The sequence below is a fragment of the Allobosea sp. genome, assembly GCF_017308075.1.
GTDB lineage: Bacteria > Pseudomonadota > Alphaproteobacteria > Rhizobiales > Beijerinckiaceae > Allobosea.
Window position 1 is genome coordinate 22791 of the sequence record NZ_JAFKFX010000055.1, and the last position, 16466, is coordinate 39256.

Here is a 16466-nt window from a genome sequence, read left to right on the forward strand (position 1 = left end):
CCGGCCAGGCTTATGGGATAGGCCGGCGGAGGAGCACGGTATGACTGGAGCAGCCTATCCGACGATCGTGGCGCTGTCCTCTGCCGCCGGCCGAGCCGGCGTCGCCGTGGTGCGGGTCTCGGGCAGTCAGGTCCGATTCGTTCTCGAAACGATTCTGGGAACGCTGCCGAGACCGCGGCTGGCGACGCTCTCCGCCCTGCGCGACCGCGATGGCGAGGTGATCGATCAGGGGCTCGCGCTCTACTTTCCGGGGCCTAAGAGCTTCACCGGCGAGGATGTCGCTGAGTTCCAGGTGCACGGCTCGCGGGCAGTGCTGTCGCGGCTGCTGAAGACTCTCACCGCCCTGCCCGGTCTACGGCTCGCGGAGCCCGGCGAGTTCACAAGGCGTGCCTTCGAGGCCGGAAAGCTCGATCTCGCCGCCGTCGAGGGCCTGGCCGATCTGATCGATTCGGAGACGGAATGGCAGCGCCGTCAGGCACTGCGCCAGATGGAAGGCGCGCTCGGCATCGCCGCGGCCGAATGGCGTGCCGCGCTGATCAAGGCGATGATGCTGCTCGAGGCGGAGATCGATTTTGCCGATGAGGGCGATGTTTCGGGGCCGCTGATCGCGGAGGCCGTCGGCATTGCGCGGACGGTACTACCGAGCCTTCAATCCGCGCTGGGCAGCTTCAGGGCCGGCGAGCGGGTGCGCGAGGGCTTCGTCGTCGTGCTGGCCGGGCCACCCAATGCCGGAAAGTCGAGCCTGCTCAATGCGCTGGCGCGCCGCGACGTCGCCATCGTCTCGCCGATCGCCGGCACGACCCGCGATGCGATCGAGGTCCGGCTCGATCTCGACGGCATTCCCGTCCTGCTGGTCGATACGGCTGGCCTGCGTGAGAGCGCCGACGAGATCGAAGCGGAGGGCGTGCGGCGGGCGCTGCAGCGCGTTGCCGATGCCGATCTCACCCTGAACCTTCGGGCAATCGATTCGGATCCGGTATCATTGCCCGCGGGCGCATCGAGCCTGGCGATCGCCACCAAGATCGATCTGCCGGGGCGACAGGTTCCGGGCGAGGTCGGCGTCTCCGCGCAGAGCGGTGCCGGGCTGGGCGAACTGATCGCCCTGATCGGCGCGCGCTTGCGTGAAATGGCCAGCCCGGAACCGGCACTGCTGACGCGCGAAAGGCAGCGGATCGCCGTCGGTGAAGCGGTTGCCGCGATCCTCCGTGCCGAGGCGCTCGATCAAGGTCAGCCCGAACTGATCGCCGAGGAATTACGGCTAGCGGCACGAGCCCTGGAGCGGCTGGTCGGGCGGATCGATGTCGAGGACGTGCTCGACAGCCTGTTCTCCGGCTTCTGCATCGGCAAATAGATCGCGCACCATGCGCGATTTCAGATGGCGAGGCCGCGATCACCGGTGTTTTCATTGACCGCGCCGATCGGCTTGGCTAGCGAAGAAGCATGTCTGACAGCATCGGAACGACGCATTACGACGTGATCGTCGTCGGCGGTGGCCATGCCGGGGCGGAAGCCGCCGCCGCGGCCGCTCGGCTCGGCGCGCGCACGGCCCTGCTCACCCACAAGCTCGCCACCATCGGGGTGATGTCCTGCAATCCGGCGATCGGCGGGCTCGGCAAAGGCCATCTCGTCCGCGAGATCGACGCGCTCGACGGCATCATGGCGCGCTGTGCCGACCAGGGCGGCATCCAGTTCCGCATGCTCAACCGGCGCAAGGGCCCGGCGGTGCGCGGGCCGCGGGCCCAGGCCGACCGGAAGCTCTATCGCGAGGCGGTGCAGGCGGCGCTCGCCGGTTGTTCCGGACTCGATCTGATCGAGGGCGAAGCCTTCGATCTCGATGTCGCCGACGGTCAGGTTCGTGGGGTAGTGCTCAGCGATGGGCGTCGATTCGGTTGCGGAACGGTCGTACTGACCACTGGCACCTTCCTGCGCGGCCTTGTCCATATCGGCGAGAAGAAGATCGCGGCGGGGCGGGTCGACGAGGCGCCTTCGGTCGGGCTTTCGCTCACCCTGGAGCGCTACGGCTTCCCGCTGGGCCGCCTGAAGACCGGGACGCCGCCGCGGCTCGATGGCCGCACGATCGACTGGGGGGCGCTGGACATGCAGGCCGGCGATAACCCGCCGGAGCCGTTCTCGGCGCTGACGGCGGCGATCACCACGCCGCAGATCGCCTGCGGCATCACCCGAACCACGCTCGCGACCCATGAGCTGATCCGCGCCAATCTGCATCGTGCGCCGATGTTCTCCGGGCAGATCGAAGGCCGCGGCCCGCGCTATTGCCCGTCGATCGAGGATAAGGTCGGCCGCTTCGGCGACCGCGACGGCCATCAGGTCTTCCTCGAGCCGGAGGGGCTCGACGATCCGACGGTCTATCCGAACGGGATCTCGACCTCGCTGCCCGAGGACGTTCAACTCGGACTGCTGAAGACCATCCCGGGGCTCGAGCGCACCAGGATGCTGCGGCCGGGCTATGCGATCGAATATGATTTCGTCGATCCGCGGGCCCTGACGGCTGGTCTCGAGACGCGCGCGATCCGTGGGCTTTTCCTCGCCGGTCAGATCAACGGCACGACAGGTTACGAGGAGGCTGCCGGCCAGGGCCTGGTGGCGGGTCTCAACGCTGCCCGGCGTGCCGGCGGCAGCGAACCGATCGTGCTCGACCGGTCCCAGTCCTATATCGGCGTGATGATCGACGATCTGGTGACGCGCGGCGTTACGGAGCCGTATCGGATGTTCACCTCGCGCGCCGAATTCCGGCTCTCGCTGCGGGTCGACAATGCCGATGAGCGCCTGACCGGGCTCGGAATCGCGCTCGGTCTGGTCGGTGCGACGCGGCGCGCCAGGTTCGAGATGCGCCAGAAGCAGATCGCGGGGCTGACAGGGCAGCTGAAGCAGCGTGTGTTGACGCCGTCCGAGGCAACAGCGGCCGGCCTGCAGGTCAATCGCGATGGGGTCAAGCGCAGCCTTTTCGAGATTCTCTCCTATCCTGGGATCGAGTTCGGCGCCCTGGCCAGGGCCTGGCCCGACCTCGCCGGCTATCCGGAGGATGTGACGATGCGCGTCAGCGCCGACGCGACCTATGCGGTCTATCTCGACCGGCAGTCGGCCGAGATCGATTCCTATCAGCGCGATCAGGCGCTGAGCCTGCCGCAGGATCTCGATCTCGCCGGGATCTCCGGACTTTCCAATGAGTTGCGTACGAAGCTCGAAGCCGCGCAGCCCGCCAATCTGGCGCAGGCCGGCCGGATCGAAGGCATGACGCCGGCTGCGCTGACCTTACTGGCGGCGCATGCGCGGCGACGAAAGTCCGCAACCGTTACCGCAGCGGAACCATGACTGTGCGTACAGTTGATAACTCGGACCGTCTGCGCGGTTTGAGCTTGACTCCTGTTTCACGTGAAACAGAGGAGCGCCTCGCCATCCTCGTTGCCGAGCTCGAGCGCTGGCAGCGTGCCAAGAATCTGGTTTCGACTGCGACGCTTGACGAGGTCTGGACCCGGCACATCGCCGATTCGCTGCAGCTCTTCGACCATGCGCCCGAGGCCCGGCGCTGGCTCGATCTCGGTTCCGGCGGCGGCTTTCCTGGTCTGGTCCTTGGAATCCGACTGGCGGAAGTTGGCGGACATATCGATCTGGTCGAGAGCAACGCGCGCAAATGCGCCTTTCTGCGCCATGCGGCCAGGCTCACCGGCGCAGCGGTGACGGTTCATGCAGCCCGGATCGAGGATGCGATGCCGCAATTTCTCGGCAAGGTCGATGTGGTGACGGCGCGGGCGCTCGCATCTTTGCCGCTCCTGCTCGACTGGTGCAAAGAGCTGTTGAGAACCGGTGTGATCGGGGTCTTTCCGAAGGGACAACATCTAGATGCCGAATTGACCGAGGCTTCTAAATATTGGAAGATTCAGGCATCAACGTTTCCTTCCGTTACGGATTCGGCGGCGCGTATCCTGGTGATCCGCAACGCTCAGAAGCGGACCGACTCATGAACGACCTAGGCCCTCGGCCAAGCTCCGGCCGGCCTCGTGTTCTGGCCCTCGCCAATCAGAAGGGCGGCGTCGGCAAGACCACGACGGCAATCAATCTCGGCACCGCGCTGGCGGCGATCGGCGAGAAGGTGCTGATCATCGATCTCGACCCGCAGGGCAACGCCTCGACCGGGCTTGGCGTCGATCGCAAGAGCCGGCGCGCCTCGACCTATGACGTGCTGTGCGGCGATATCGGCCTTGGCGCCGCAATGCAGGCGACCGCCGTTCCCAATCTGTTCATTGCGCCCTCGACGCTCGATCTGCTCGGCGTCGAGCTGGAGATCGCCAGCGAGAAGGATCGGGTGCAGCGCCTGAAGAAGGCTGTCGACGAGCTCGAGCATGACCAGCGCTGCAATGACCTGACCTATATCCTGATCGACTGCCCGCCCTCGCTCAGCCTGATCACGATCAACGCGATGACGGCATCAGATGCTGTGCTGGTGCCGCTGCAATGCGAGTTCTTCGCCCTGGAAGGCCTCAGCCAGCTCCTGAAGACGGTCGAGCAGGTCCGTGCCGGCCTCAATCCGCGCCTGATCATCCAGGGCGTGGTGCTGACCATGTACGACCCGCGCAATAATCTCTCCGGCCAGGTCATGGCCGATGTCCGCGACTTCCTTGGCGACAAGGTCTACGAGACGGTGATCCCGCGCAATGTGCGGGTGTCCGAGGCGCCGTCCTATGGCAAGCCCGCGCTTCTCTATGATCTGCGCTGCGCCGGTTCGCAGGCTTATCTCAAGCTGGCCTCCGAAGTCATCAGGCGCGAGCGCAGTCTGCGCGCCGCCGCCTGAATCCGAAAAGACGTAGAAAGTTCAAGAGGTTGACGATGGCTGAGGAACAGGGACGCTCGCGTCTTGGCCGTGGTCTCGCCGCGCTTATCGGCGATGTCGGAGACGAGATCGGCGCGATGGAGCGGGCGCGGGGCCAGCGCAAGGTCCCGGTCGAGTTCCTGCGGCCGAGCGCCCGCAATCCGCGCCGCCTCTTCGACGATGCCGAGCTCGACGACCTCACCGCCTCGGTGCGGGAGCGCGGCATCCTGCAGCCGATCATCGTGCGGGCCTTCCCGGGCATGCTCGACGCTTACGAGATCATCGCCGGCGAACGGCGCTGGCGGGCGGCCCAGCGCGCCGGGCTGCACGAGGTTCCGGTCATCCAGGTCGAGGCCAATGACCGTGAGGCGCTGGAGATCGCGATCGTCGAGAATGTGCAGCGCGCCGATCTCAACGCGATCGAGGAGGCGGCGGGCTATGAGCGCCTGATCGCCGAATTCGACTATACCCAGAACGATCTCGCCAAGGTGATCGGCAAGAGCCGCAGCCATGTCGCCAATACGCTGCGGCTCAGCAAGCTGCCGGAGCCGGTGCGGCAAATGGTCAGCGAAGGCGCAGTTTCGGCGGGCCATGCCCGCGCCTTGCTCTCTGTTTCGGACCCGGAACAGGTCGCGAAGCGGATTGTCGAACAGGGACTGACGGTGCGCGATATCGAGCGGCTCGGTCAGGAGGAAGCGCGCGGCGAGACCAAGAGCGTCCCGCATGCTGCCGCAGCGCCAAGGCGGGAGAAGGATCCGGATACCCGAGCCGTCGAGAAGGCTCTGGAAGAGGCGCTGGGCCTGAGCGTTGCGATCAAGCACCGCGCCAATGGCGGCGGCGAGATGAAGATCGCCTACAAGACGCTGGAGCAGCTCGATGCGCTGTGTCGGCGGCTGAAGGCCTGATCAGAGCATTTTTACAGCGAAGCGGGCTCCGGCTCGCTTGGTGAGATGCGCCATCTTCTTGATTTTGCAGCGGATCTTTCCAAATAGCGGAATCCGCTTTTCAGCCGAATGCTCTAGGCGCGGCCGGAGGACGCCATGCGCGTCAGCGTCCAGAGCGCCCGCATGGCCACGGGCCGGCTCATCTCGCCATCGCGACGCACCGCGACCATCGCGGCGCCGAGCACGGCGACGGCATCCTTCAGCTTGACGGCGTTCCAGGCGCCGAGGGCCGCTTCGGCCTGTGCCAGGCGAGGATAAGGCAGCCGCATGGCGGCAACCGCATCACGGGCGCTGCGGCCGCTGTCGAGCGCGAAGCGGGCCTTCATCAGGGCGAGTGCATGGCGCAGCACCGCTCCGAGCAGCACGCCCATGTCGAGCCCCTCGCCGGTCAGCTTCGCGAGTGCCAGATCGAGCCCGGCAAAGCGGCCGGCGAAGACGGCATCGACAACGCTCGCCTGTTCCCGCTGCGCGGTATCGCCGACCACGGCCTCGACATGGGCGAGGCTGATGCCGGTGTCCTGGCCGGCATAGAGGATCAGCTTGTCGATCTCCTGCCGCGAGGTCTGGCGATCGCCGCCGAGCAGCCCGACCAGCGCCTCGCGCGTCGCCCGATCGATGGTCTTGCCGGCGCCACGCACCATCTCGTCGACGATGCCGCCGAGATCGCGCGCCGCATCGCCATAACAGGGCACGGCGAGGGCGCTCCGGGCTTTCTCGCAAGCGGTTCGCAGCGGGTTGGAACGCTGCAGGTCGCCGGCCTCGACGATGACCACCGCATCCCTGGAGGGTGTCGCCAGCAACGGCTCGACCGCCGCCAGCAGAGGCTTGGAGGTCACGGAAACGCGGATGGCGCGCCGGCCGCCGAACAGGCCGATCGTGTTGGCCTCGTCGACCAGTTTGAGCGGATCTGCTGCGATGTCGTCGCCGCTCATCCGCACCAGCTGGAAGGCATCCTGCGGATCGTCGACGCTGGTCCGCGCCAGCGCGGCCGCGCGCTCCGAGACGAGCCCGGCATCGGGACCGTAGAACAGGAAGAGCCGCCAGGCCGGATCCGGCCGCGCCAGCGTCCGGTCGGCTTCATGGGCCTTGATCGTCGCCATGGCGGCCGGGCCGCCTTCAGGCGGTCAGGTCGGCGGCGATACGGGCGCGGATCAGCTGGGCCAGATTCTTGGCTGCCCGGATCTGGGCGTCGCGCGCGGCCCGCAGGCTGGCGAAACGTTGGGTCGAGCGTTCATAGGGTGCGCGCACCACGCTCTGCCCGGAGGCGATAACCTCGTTGGAACCGTTGCGGAGCAATTGCCAGTCGGCCGTCGCGACCAGAATCGCCGAATCGGCGCGGCCATTGGCGTAGTCGACGGTGATGACCTCGAGCGTCTCGCTAGTGGTGGCGACGAGGCGGAACTTCTTCTGCAGATCGGGCGCGCCGCCGCCATCGAGCTCGAAGACGAGTTCGTTGCGCAGATAGTGGCCGACCAGGCCCTTGATCTCGGGCACCTCGATGCTGAGCATGGCATTGCGGACATTGTCGCCGACCTTGCTCACCGTACCGTCGGCATAGAGCGGCCGGAAACAACCGCCGGCGAGTGCCGCCAGGGTGAGAGCGGCGGCCAGCGCGAGCGGCCGGCCGCGACGGCGGGTGAATCCGGCTTCAGACGACGACATTCACGATTCTCCCGGGGACCACGATGATCTTGCGGATCGTCCGGCCTTCCAGCGCCCTGACAACGGCCTCGGAGCCGCGCGCAGCCGCTTCGACCGCCTGCGGATCGGCGTCGGCCGCCACGGTCAGCTCCGCCCGCTTCTTGCCGTTGATCTGCACGGGAAGGATGATGCTGTCATCGCGTAACAAATCCGTTTCCGCTTCCGGCCAGGCTGCTTCGCCGGCGAGGCCCGGCAAGCCCAGCGCCTGCCAGCATTCCTCGGCGAGATGCGGCATCATCGGGGCGACAAGCTGCGTCGCGATCATGGCGGATTCATGCAGGGCGAAGCCGATATCGGCCGGAAGCTCGGCGCTTTCCGCAGCGGCATCGGCCGTCTTGGCGATGGCGTTGGTCAGCGAATAGACCTGCGCGACGCAACGGTTGAAGGCGAGCCGCTCGATATCGGCGCCGACCGCATGCAGGGCCCGGTGGCTCGCCTTGCGCAGCAAGGTGGCGACATCGCCGAAGCCGGCAGGGCGGCTGATCCGGTTGCCGGTGCGCGCGGCGATTTCGCTGACCAGACGCCAGAGGCGCTGGACGAAGCGGGCGGCACCCTGGACGCCTTCGTCGCTCCAGATCACGTCGCGATCCGGCGGGGAATCGGAGAGCATGAACCAGCGGGCGGTATCGGCGCCGTAGGAGGCGATGATGTCGTCGGGATCGACGACGTTCTTCTTCGACTTCGACATCTTCTCGATCGAGCCGATCTCGATCGGGGCGCCGGTGTCGACATGGAAGCCACGCCGCTCGCTGCCATTGCTCTCGATGCGGACATCGCCCGGCTCTACCCAGGCGCCGTCCTGCGCCCGATAGGTCTCGTGCACGACCATGCCCTGGGTGAACATGCCGTCGAAAGGCTCGTCCACGCCGGCATGGCCGGTCGCCTTCATGGCGCGGGTGAAGAAGCGCGAATAGAGCAGGTGCAGGATCGCGTGCTCGACCCCGCCGATATACTGGTTGATCGGCAGGAAGCGGTCGACCGCGCTGCGCTCGGTCGGGCTGGTTTCGAGCCAGGGATTGGTGAAGCGCGCGAAATACCAGGACGAATCGACGAAGGTGTCCATCGTGTCGGTTTCGCGGCGCGCCGGCTTGCCGCATTGCGGGCAGGCGACATGCTTCCAGCTCGGATGATGGTCGAGCGGATTGCCCGGCTTGTCGAAGGAGATGTCATCCGGCAGCTTCACCGGCAGCTGCTCTTCCGGCACCGGCACCGTGCCGCAATCGGCACAGTGGATGATCGGGATCGGGCAGCCCCAGTAGCGCTGGCGCGAGATGCCCCAGTCGCGCAGGCGGAAATTGACCTTACGCTGGCCGACCGGACGGTTGCCGCGGGTTTCTGCCTCGAGACGCCGCGCGACCTCCTCTTTCGCCTCCGGAATGGTCATACCGTCGAGGAAGCGCGAATTGATCATCCGGCCATCGTCGGTAAAGGCGGTGTCGGTGATCACGAAGCTCGTGGGATCGACGCCCTCCGGGCAGACCACCGGGGTATTGCCGAGGTCGTATTTGTTGACGAAGTCGAGGTCGCGCTGATCATGCGCCGGGCAGCCGAAGATCGCGCCGGTGCCGTATTCCATCAGGATGAAGTTCGCCACATAGATCGGCAAAGTCCATTTTGAATCAAAGGGATGGACGGCGCGCAGGCCGGTGTCGAAGCCGAGCTTGCCGGCCTTGTCGATCGCCTCCTGGGCGGTGCCGGTGCGCTTGCACTCGGTTATGAAGGCCTGCAGCTCGGGGTTGTCGCGCGCTGCCGCCTTGGCGAGCGGATGGTCCGCGGCGACCGCCATGAACTTCGCGCCGAACAGCGTGTCCGGCCGGGTCGTGTAGATTTCCAGCTCGTCCTGGCCGAGCCCGTTCGATTCGAGCGCGAAACGAATCAGCAGCCCCTCGGAGCGGCCGATCCAGTTCTTCTGCATCAGACGGACCTTGTCCGGCCAGCGCTCCAGCCCGTCGAGCGCGTCATTGAGCTCCTGGGCATAATTGGTGATCTTGAAGAACCACTGGGTCAGCTCGCGCTGCTCGACGACGGCGCCCGAGCGCCAGCCGCGGCCGTCGATGACCTGCTCATTGGCGAGCACGGTCTCGTCGACCGGGTCCCAGTTGACCTTGGCGGTCTTGCGGTCGACCAGCCCGGACTTCAGGAAATCGAGGAAGAGCTTCTGCTGGTGGCGGTAATAGCTGGGGTCGCAGGTGGCGAGCTCGCGGCTCCAGTCGAGCGACAGGCCCATGGACTGCAGCTGGGTGCGCATCGTCGCGATATTGGCGTAGGTCCATTCGCGCGGATGCACCTTGTTGGCCTTGGCGGCGTTCTCCGCCGGCAAGCCGAAGGCGTCCCATCCCATCGGATGGAGCACGGCGAAACCCTTGGCGCGCTTGTAGCGTGCGACAACGTCGCCCATCGCGTAGTTCCGGACATGGCCCATATGAATGCGTCCCGACGGATAGGGAAACATCTCGAGGACGTAATAGGCCGGGCGCGTATCGTCGTTGCGGGTCTCGAAGAGCTTGCGCTCATCCCAGACCTTGCGCCATTTCGGCTCGGCTTCCTTCGGGTTGTAGCGTTCGGCGGCCATGCTGATCGTGTCGTTCTTGCGTGATCGGACTCGCCCGGACTAGGACACCATCGGACGCGCCGGGTCAATGTTTGGAACGGTTTGGCTGCGATGCGGGCAAGGGGCGAGACAATGCAGGATGCACTGACGGGATTGCAGGAGACCAGAGCGGCGATCGCGCGAGCCGCGGATGATTTCGGCCGCAAGCCCGAGGATGTGACGCTGATCGCCGTCTCCAAGACCAAGCCGGTGGACGCGATATTGCCGGTTCTCGAGGCCGGGCAGATCGATTTCGGCGAGAACTATGTGCAGGAAGCCAAGGCGAAATGGCCGGAGCTGCGCGAGCGCTTCCCGCAGGCAAGGTTGCACATGATCGGGCCGCTGCAGTCCAACAAGGCGAAGGAGGCGGTGGCACTATTCGATGCGATCCACTCGCTCGACCGGGAGAGCCTCGCCAAGGAATTGTCGCGCGAGATCGCGCGCAGCGGCCGCGCGCCGCGGCTGATCGTCCAGGTCAACACCGGGGCCGAGCCGCAGAAGGGTGGCGTGCTGCCGGCCGATGTGGACGCCTTCCTGACGAGCTGCCGGGTGACCTACGGGCTGGAGATCGAGGGGCTGATGTGCATCCCGCCGGCCGACGAGCCGCCCTCGCCGCACTTCGCGCTGCTCGCCAAGATCGCGGCCCGCAACGGGCTCAAGACCCTCTCCATGGGCATGAGCGCCGATTACGAGGCGGCGATCCAGCTCGGCGCCACGCATGTGCGCGTCGGTAGCGCGATCTTCGGCGCGCGCGATTACGGCACTACCGGATAATCAGCTGATATCGCTGACGGTTTTGGGTAGTGCCTGGTAGTGCCGAGGGCTGACCTCAGATCGGCTGGCCGACATCGATGCGATTGCCGTCCGGATCCTCGAAGACGAAGGCGCGCAAGCCGTAATCCTTGTTGCGCAGGCCCTTGACGATGCGCAGGCCGTGCGAACGGCAGAGCTCGTGCAAGGCGTCGACGTCCGCGACCATCATGTGGGCGATGTTGAAGGGCGCGGCCTTGTGATCCTTCTGCAGGGTCAGATGGATCTCGGCGCCGTCCTTCTTCAGGATCATGAAGCCGACCGGCTGGCCGTTCTCGAAGGTTTTCGTGAAGCCGAGCACGCCGACGTAGAAGGCGTGGGCGCGCTCCATGTCCCGGACGGGAAACATGGCGGCGACGCGGCCGAAGCCGATCGGGCGAGGAGAGCTGTCGTTCATGGCAAGGTCTCGCTGCCGGAGGTGGCCCGATCGTCCGGGACGTTGCCCGGCCGGACGGCCTCTCCGCGATTGATCGTCGAGACGGTGCTCCGCGTCATGATCGCTGCCTTCGCGGCGATTCTCAAGCACCTAAGCAGCATCCGGCAATGACGATTTTGCTCCAAAGTTCTCCGTCATCCCGGACAAGCCGCGTCAGCGGCGCAGCTCCGGGATCCATCGTAGAGCGCCGCGCCTCATGATGGATCCCGGGACGAAGCTGCGCTTCGCCCAGGATGACGGGGGGTGGATTCAGCTGAAATCAGCTGGATCTAGCGGACCACCAAGGTGCAGGCCCGCGCCAGCCGTGGCAGGACCTTGGCGAAGACATGGCCCTCGACCGCGACGCAGCCGGCGGTCGGCGTGAAGCCGGGCCGGGCCAGGTGCCAGAAGATCGCGCTGCCCCGGCCGCGCCTGACAGGTGCGTCGTTCCAGCCGAGCTCGACGATGATGTCGTAGAGATGGTCGGCGCGGGCGAGCCGCTCCTCGGCCTCGCCCGGCGGGCGGTCGATCAACCGGTTGTAGCGCCGGTCGGCCATGTCGTCGCACCAGGCGTCGCGCGGGCCGATCCGGCGCGCCGGCAGGAGGCTCGCGGGGCGCGGCAGCCGATCGCCGCGGAAGAACAGGCGGCGCAGCGGCAGTTTCGCCCTGGGGGTGCCGCCATCGCCTTCGCGCTTGTCGACTTTGATGCCGGAGCGGCCGAGCGCGCAGGGAAAGACCGCTGCGCCGGCCTTCAGGAAACCCTTGCTCGGATCGCGCACCGAGCGCACCACGATGATCCGTGTCAACCGGCTCGCGCCGGCACGGTTTTCAGCTTTGCTCACGGCGATCCTTGTCCTGGACGGCTTGCCGGCGCCTTTGTTGGGCCGGTTGCTGCAAGATTCGCGTCGGAGGGTTAGCGGCGGGTGAACGCGAAAGTTCGCTTGCGATCGGCTCTTGCGCGCGCCGGCGCCACGCCGCGACTGCGCCAAGCGGGCCAAATGAGAAAAACGTGATCGCCGGCATAGGCTTGGCGAATGGCCTGCGTGAAAAACCGGTTCCCACTTTTTCCTGCCATGCTCTAGTGTCGGCACGAACGCAATCGAGCTGAATCGGTCTCATGTCAGCCACGCATCATATCCTGCTCGTCGACGACGACCAGAGTCTGCGCGACGCGCTTGCCGAGCAGCTGGCGCTCTATGACGAGTTCCGGGTTTCCTCGACCGAGACGGCGACCGGCAGCGTCAGGATGGTCCAGGCCGAGCGCGTCGACCTCGTCGTGATGGATGTCGGCCTGCCCGACATGGACGGGCGCGAGGCGGTCAAGCTGATGCGCAAGAATGGCTTCAAGAGCCCGGTGATCATGCTGACCGGCCAGGGCTCGGACGCCGACACTGTGCTCGGGCTCGAGGCAGGCGCCAATGATTACGTCGTCAAGCCGTTCAAGTTCGCCGTCCTGCTCGCCCGGATCCGGGCCCATCTGCGGCAATACGAAGCCAGCGAGGACGCGGTCTTTCAGGTCGGGCCCTACACTTTCCATCCGGGCTCGAAGCTCCTGGTCAACGCCAAGGGCTCGAAGACCAAGCTGACCGAGAAGGAAACCGCGATCCTGCGCTTCCTCTACCGTGCCGGGCGCAAGCCGATCGCGCGCGAGGTGCTGCTGCAGGAGGTCTGGGGCTATAATTCGCAGGTCACGACCCATACGCTGGAGACGCATATCTACCGGCTCCGGCAGAAGATCGAGCCCGACCCCGCCAATGCCCGCCTCCTCGTGACCGATGCCGGTGGCTATCGGCTGAACCCCTGAGATCATGGCCCTCAACGACGACATCGCATTCCTGGCCCGGCAACCGCTGCTGAGCCTGATGGATCGCGACGCGCTGCGCCTCGTCGCCTTCGCGGCGGAAAGCCGCAGCTTGCGCGCCGGCGACGTGCTGTTCCGTCGTGGCGAGGGCTCGGACGGCGCTTTTCTCGTCGTCTCCGGCGCGGTCGCGCTCAGCCGCGAGGATGACGGGCGCCCGGCGGAGGAGATTGCCGGGCCGGGCGCGCTGATCGGCGAGCTCGCTCTGTTCGCGGCGCTGGAGCGGCCGGCGACGGCGATCGCGCGCGAGCCGACGCAGGTGATGAAGCTGTCGCGCAGCGTGATGCGGCGGGTGCTCGCCGAATCGCCGGATTCGGCGGCTGCCCTCGCGCATGCGATCGAGGAACGGCTGACGGAGTTCACCGGCGAACTCGCCTCGGTCGGCATGTCGCTCCGGGCGATCGACTGGCGCTGAGCGGCTGCGTCCTCGCGGTTCGCGGCGCCGGTCAGAGCTCCAGCGTCACCGTGACCGGGACGTGGTCGGAAGGGCGCTCCCAGCCGCGTGCCTCGCGCAGGAATTCGAGATCGCGCAGGGTCGGCTTCAGCCCGTCCGAGAGCCAGATATGGTCGAGCCGGCGGCCGCGATTCGAGGCCTGCCAGTCGGCGGCGCGATAGCTCCACCAGCTGTAGAGCTTTTCCGGTTCGGGTTTCAGCGTGCGGGCGGCGTCGGTCCAGCCGAGCTCGCTGCGCAGCTTCTCCAGGGTCTGCGTCTCGATCGGAGTATGGCTGACGACGTCGAGGAGCTGCTTGTGGCTCCAGACATCGTGCTCGTAGGGGGCGATGTTGAGGTCGCCGACCAGGATGCTCGGCCGTCCCGACGGGTTCCTGGCCACGCCCCAGGCGCCGAGCGCGTCGAGGAACTGCAGCTTGTGTGCGAATTTCGGGTTGGCCTCGGGATCGGCGATGTCGCCCCCGGCCGGGATGTAGAAGTTATGGATGGCGATGCCGGCGGCCGCTCCGGCGCCCTTGTCGAGAACGACGCTCATATGGCGGGCGTCGTTGCGCTCGCACATCGCCATTGCTTCCGTCTCGGAGAAGGGCAGCTTCGAGACGATGGCGACGCCGTTATAGCCCTTGTTGCCGATGAAGGCCTGGTGGACATAGCCGGCTTCGGCGAAGGCCTTGGCCGGGAACTGCTCGTCCGGCGTCTTGGTCTCCTGCAGGCAGAGGATATCGGGACTGTGCTTCCCGAGAAATTCGGTGACCATGCCGATGCGCAGGCGCACCGAATTGATGTTCCAGGTGGTGACGTCGAGCTTCACGCGCAGGATCCGGACGGCGGGGAGCCGGAAACTGGGTCGCCGCGCGCGGAAATGCAAGCGCCATGGCAGCCGCAGCGTCATTCCGGCGCGGCCTGCCGGCCGGGCCCGAGGGTTGCGGCCGGAACGGCGTCAGATGTGGCTCAGAGCACGCGCTCGTAATTGATCACGAAATTCTTCTGATCGGGCCGGCGCTGGGTGTCGAGATTGTAGAGCGAGACCGAGGTCTCGTAGCCCTGCGGGTCGATCACCACCCATTGCCTGAGCTCGTTGGCGGTCAGGTCGAAATTCAGGGTGATCTTCGAGGTGCCGCCGAGCGTCGAGCGGTCCTCGATCTTGACCGAGAGGATGTCGCCCTTGGTGCTGACGCCGGTCACGGTCGAATCCCGCGCCAGGTCCATATGCTCCTTGAGCAGGAATTTCAGCGGCGTCTGGCCGATCGAATAGAGGTCCTGCGTCGCCAGCTTCTTGTCGCGGATGGCGACCGAGGTGCCGTCGGCGATCACCTCCATCGTCACCGGCGGACGGTATTCGAAGCGCATCTTGCCGGGGCGCTGGACATAGATCTTGCCCTCGAAGCGGCGGCCATCGGCGGCGAACTGGATGAAGTCGCCCTGCAGGGTGGCGAAGCCGTTGAAATAGGCGTTCAGGCGCTCGACCGCTTCCGGCTTCGACAGCGGGGCGGATGGCCGCGAGGGCTTGGCGGCGGGCGTCGGGCGCGGCTCGTTGGTTGCGGCGACGACCGCGGCCGGCGCAGGCGCTGCGGCGGCGTCGACCCGCGGCATTCCAAGGCCGGGCGGCCGGGCGGGCGGCAGGGGGATGGCCCGCTGGCTCGTCTTCGGCGCCGGCGGCTGGGCTGCCGGCTTGATGTCGAGCGGCTGCGACATGACAGGCCCCGACGCCAGCGCGAGCGCCAGGGCGGCGGCTGCGAGAGCTGACATGGGGAGCGAGTGCTTCATGAGACGGTACGGTTCCGTTTGACTGCTTGCTAAGGATATCGTGGCGGCGCCGGCTGCCGGCAAGGGCTCAACGCCGCAGTCGCTGGCAAGGTTGCACATTGCTCATGGCATTTTCAGGACCGCTTTCGCGCGAACAAGGTCGGAACATGGCGGAAATGGCCGGTCATGCTCTGCCTTCGCCGCTGCGGGGCTAATCCTCGTCCTCGCGCGCACGCGAAGTCTCCACCAGGATCTCGCGTTTACCTGCGTGGTTTGCGGGGCCGACGATGCCCTCGTTCTCCATGCGCTCCATGATCGAGGCGGCGCGGTTGTAGCCGATCTGCAGGCGGCGCTGGATGTAGGAGGTCGAGGCCTTCTTGTCGCGCAGCACGACGGCGACCGCCTGGTCGTAGGGATCCTCGCTCTCGGCCTGGCCCATGCCGGTCTTGTCGAAGACGGCGCCGTCCTCCTCCGCACCGGCACCCTCCTCCTCCTCGGCGAGAACGGCGTCGAGATAGTCCGGGCGGCCTTGCGTCTTCAGATGCGCCACCACCTTCTCGACCTCGGCATCCGAGACGAAGGGTCCGTGCACGCGGGTGATCCGCCCGCCGCCGGCCATGTAGAGCATGTCGCCCTGGCCGAGCAGCTGTTCGGCGCCCATCTCGCCGAGGATGGTGCGGCTGTCGATCTTCGAGGTCACCTGGAAGGAGATCCTCGTCGGGAAGTTCGCCTTGATCGTGCCGGTGATGACATCGACCGAGGGGCGCTGCGTCGCCAGCACGACATGGATGCCGGCGGCTCTGGCCATCTGGGCGAGGCGCTGGATCGTGCCCTCGATCTCCTTGCCGGCGACCATCATCAGATCGGCCATCTCGTCGACGATCACCACGATATAAGGCAAGGGCTCGAGCGCCATCGCCTCTTCCTCGTAGATCGCCTCGCCGGTATGGCGGTCGAAGCCGGTCTGCACCGTGCGGGTGATCACCTCTCCGGCCGCGGCTGCCTCCGCCACGCGGACATTGAAGCCGTCGATGTTGCGCACACCGAGCTTCGACATCTTCTTGTAGCGCTCCTCCATCTCGCGCACCGCCCATTTCAGGGCGACCACCGCCTTCTTCGGGTC

At 66.5% G+C, this 16466-nt stretch carries 16 protein-coding genes; 8 read left to right on the forward strand and 8 right to left on the reverse strand.

Annotation, left to right across the window (positions count from 1 at the left end):
* Positions 1-40: 40 nt before the first annotated feature.
* The 5 genes from mnmE to J0J10_RS25705 all read left to right on the forward strand — a co-directional run bounded on the left by mnmE (position 41) and on the right by J0J10_RS25705 (position 5733).
* Positions 41-1351 (forward strand): tRNA uridine-5-carboxymethylaminomethyl(34) synthesis GTPase MnmE, encoded by a 1311-nt coding sequence (gene mnmE / locus J0J10_RS25685; RefSeq protein WP_291650310.1) that lies wholly within the window; start codon positions 41-43, stop codon positions 1349-1351.
* An 89-nt stretch (positions 1352-1440) separates the two neighbouring features.
* Complete coding sequence (gene mnmG, locus J0J10_RS25690; RefSeq protein WP_291650312.1) at positions 1441-3333, forward strand: tRNA uridine-5-carboxymethylaminomethyl(34) synthesis enzyme MnmG; 1893 nt, start codon at positions 1441-1443, stop codon at positions 3331-3333.
* The gene (gene rsmG, locus J0J10_RS25695) at positions 3330-3983 is read left to right on the forward strand and encodes a 16S rRNA (guanine(527)-N(7))-methyltransferase RsmG (protein ID WP_291650314.1); all 654 of its coding nucleotides are present in this window, start codon (positions 3330-3332) and stop codon (positions 3981-3983) included. The genes mnmG and rsmG overlap by 4 nt, the downstream gene beginning before the upstream one ends.
* Complete coding sequence (locus J0J10_RS25700; protein ID WP_291637473.1) at positions 3980-4810, forward strand: ParA family protein; 831 nt, start codon at positions 3980-3982, stop codon at positions 4808-4810. Before rsmG ends, J0J10_RS25700 begins: the two co-directional genes overlap by 4 nt.
* 35 nt (positions 4811-4845) lie before the next feature.
* The gene (locus J0J10_RS25705; protein ID WP_291650317.1) at positions 4846-5733 is read left to right on the forward strand and encodes a ParB/RepB/Spo0J family partition protein; all 888 of its coding nucleotides are present in this window, start codon (positions 4846-4848) and stop codon (positions 5731-5733) included.
* A gap of 113 nt (positions 5734-5846) precedes the next feature.
* Here the strand turns inward: J0J10_RS25705 and holA are convergent, their stop codons facing one another.
* Genes holA through leuS form a run of 3 tightly spaced genes read right to left on the reverse strand, consistent with a single transcriptional unit; the run spans position 5847 to position 10045 of the window.
* Positions 5847-6872 carry a DNA polymerase III subunit delta gene (gene holA / locus J0J10_RS25710; protein ID WP_291650319.1) on the reverse strand — a complete coding sequence of 342 codons (1026 nt, stop codon included), beginning with the start codon at positions 6870-6872 and terminating at the stop codon, positions 5847-5849.
* Positions 6873-6888: 16 nt separating this feature from the next.
* Complete coding sequence (locus tag J0J10_RS25715; protein ID WP_291650321.1) at positions 6889-7434, reverse strand: LPS assembly lipoprotein LptE; 546 nt, start codon at positions 7432-7434, stop codon at positions 6889-6891.
* A complete protein-coding gene (gene leuS / locus J0J10_RS25720) occupies positions 7421-10045 on the reverse strand; it encodes a leucine--tRNA ligase (protein WP_291650323.1) in 2625 nt (874 codons plus the stop codon). The genes J0J10_RS25715 and leuS overlap by 14 nt, the downstream gene beginning before the upstream one ends.
* Positions 10046-10156: 111 nt before the next feature.
* Here leuS and J0J10_RS25725 point away from each other — a divergent pair, with 111 nt between their 5' ends.
* Entirely contained in the window at positions 10157-10837 is a 681-nt protein-coding gene (locus J0J10_RS25725) for a YggS family pyridoxal phosphate-dependent enzyme (RefSeq protein ID WP_291650325.1), read from the forward strand.
* A gap of 55 nt (positions 10838-10892) precedes the next feature.
* Here J0J10_RS25725 and J0J10_RS25730 read toward each other — a convergent pair whose 3' ends face one another.
* Positions 10893-11270 (reverse strand): glyoxalase superfamily protein, encoded by a 378-nt coding sequence (locus tag J0J10_RS25730; RefSeq protein WP_291650326.1) that lies wholly within the window; start codon positions 11268-11270, stop codon positions 10893-10895.
* Positions 11271-11578: 308 nt separating this feature from the next.
* Positions 11579-12130, reverse strand: coding sequence for a L,D-transpeptidase family protein (locus tag J0J10_RS25735; protein ID WP_291650328.1), 552 nt, complete (start codon positions 12128-12130; stop codon positions 11579-11581).
* Between the two features lie 275 nt (positions 12131-12405).
* Between J0J10_RS25735 and J0J10_RS25740 the strand changes: the two genes are divergently transcribed.
* Both J0J10_RS25740 and J0J10_RS25745 read left to right on the forward strand, forming a co-directional pair.
* Entirely contained in the window at positions 12406-13092 is a 687-nt protein-coding gene (locus J0J10_RS25740; RefSeq protein ID WP_291637456.1) for a response regulator transcription factor, read from the forward strand.
* Positions 13093-13096: 4 nt separating this feature from the next.
* Positions 13097-13561 carry a cyclic nucleotide-binding domain-containing protein gene (locus J0J10_RS25745; protein ID WP_291650330.1) on the forward strand — a complete coding sequence of 155 codons (465 nt, stop codon included), beginning with the start codon at positions 13097-13099 and terminating at the stop codon, positions 13559-13561.
* Positions 13562-13592: 31 nt separating this feature from the next.
* On the opposite strand, the gene xth is transcribed toward J0J10_RS25745, so the two are convergent.
* The 3 genes from xth to J0J10_RS25760 all read right to left on the reverse strand — a co-directional run.
* Entirely contained in the window at positions 13593-14408 is an 816-nt protein-coding gene (xth, locus tag J0J10_RS25750) for an exodeoxyribonuclease III (protein WP_291637453.1), read from the reverse strand.
* 140 nt (positions 14409-14548) lie between these two features.
* Complete coding sequence (locus J0J10_RS25755; RefSeq protein ID WP_291650332.1) at positions 14549-15346, reverse strand: outer membrane lipoprotein carrier protein LolA; 798 nt, start codon at positions 15344-15346, stop codon at positions 14549-14551.
* A 208-nt stretch (positions 15347-15554) separates the two neighbouring features.
* A partial coding sequence (locus J0J10_RS25760) for an FtsK/SpoIIIE domain-containing protein (RefSeq protein ID WP_291650334.1) occupies positions 15555-16466 on the reverse strand: 912 nt, incomplete at its 5' end.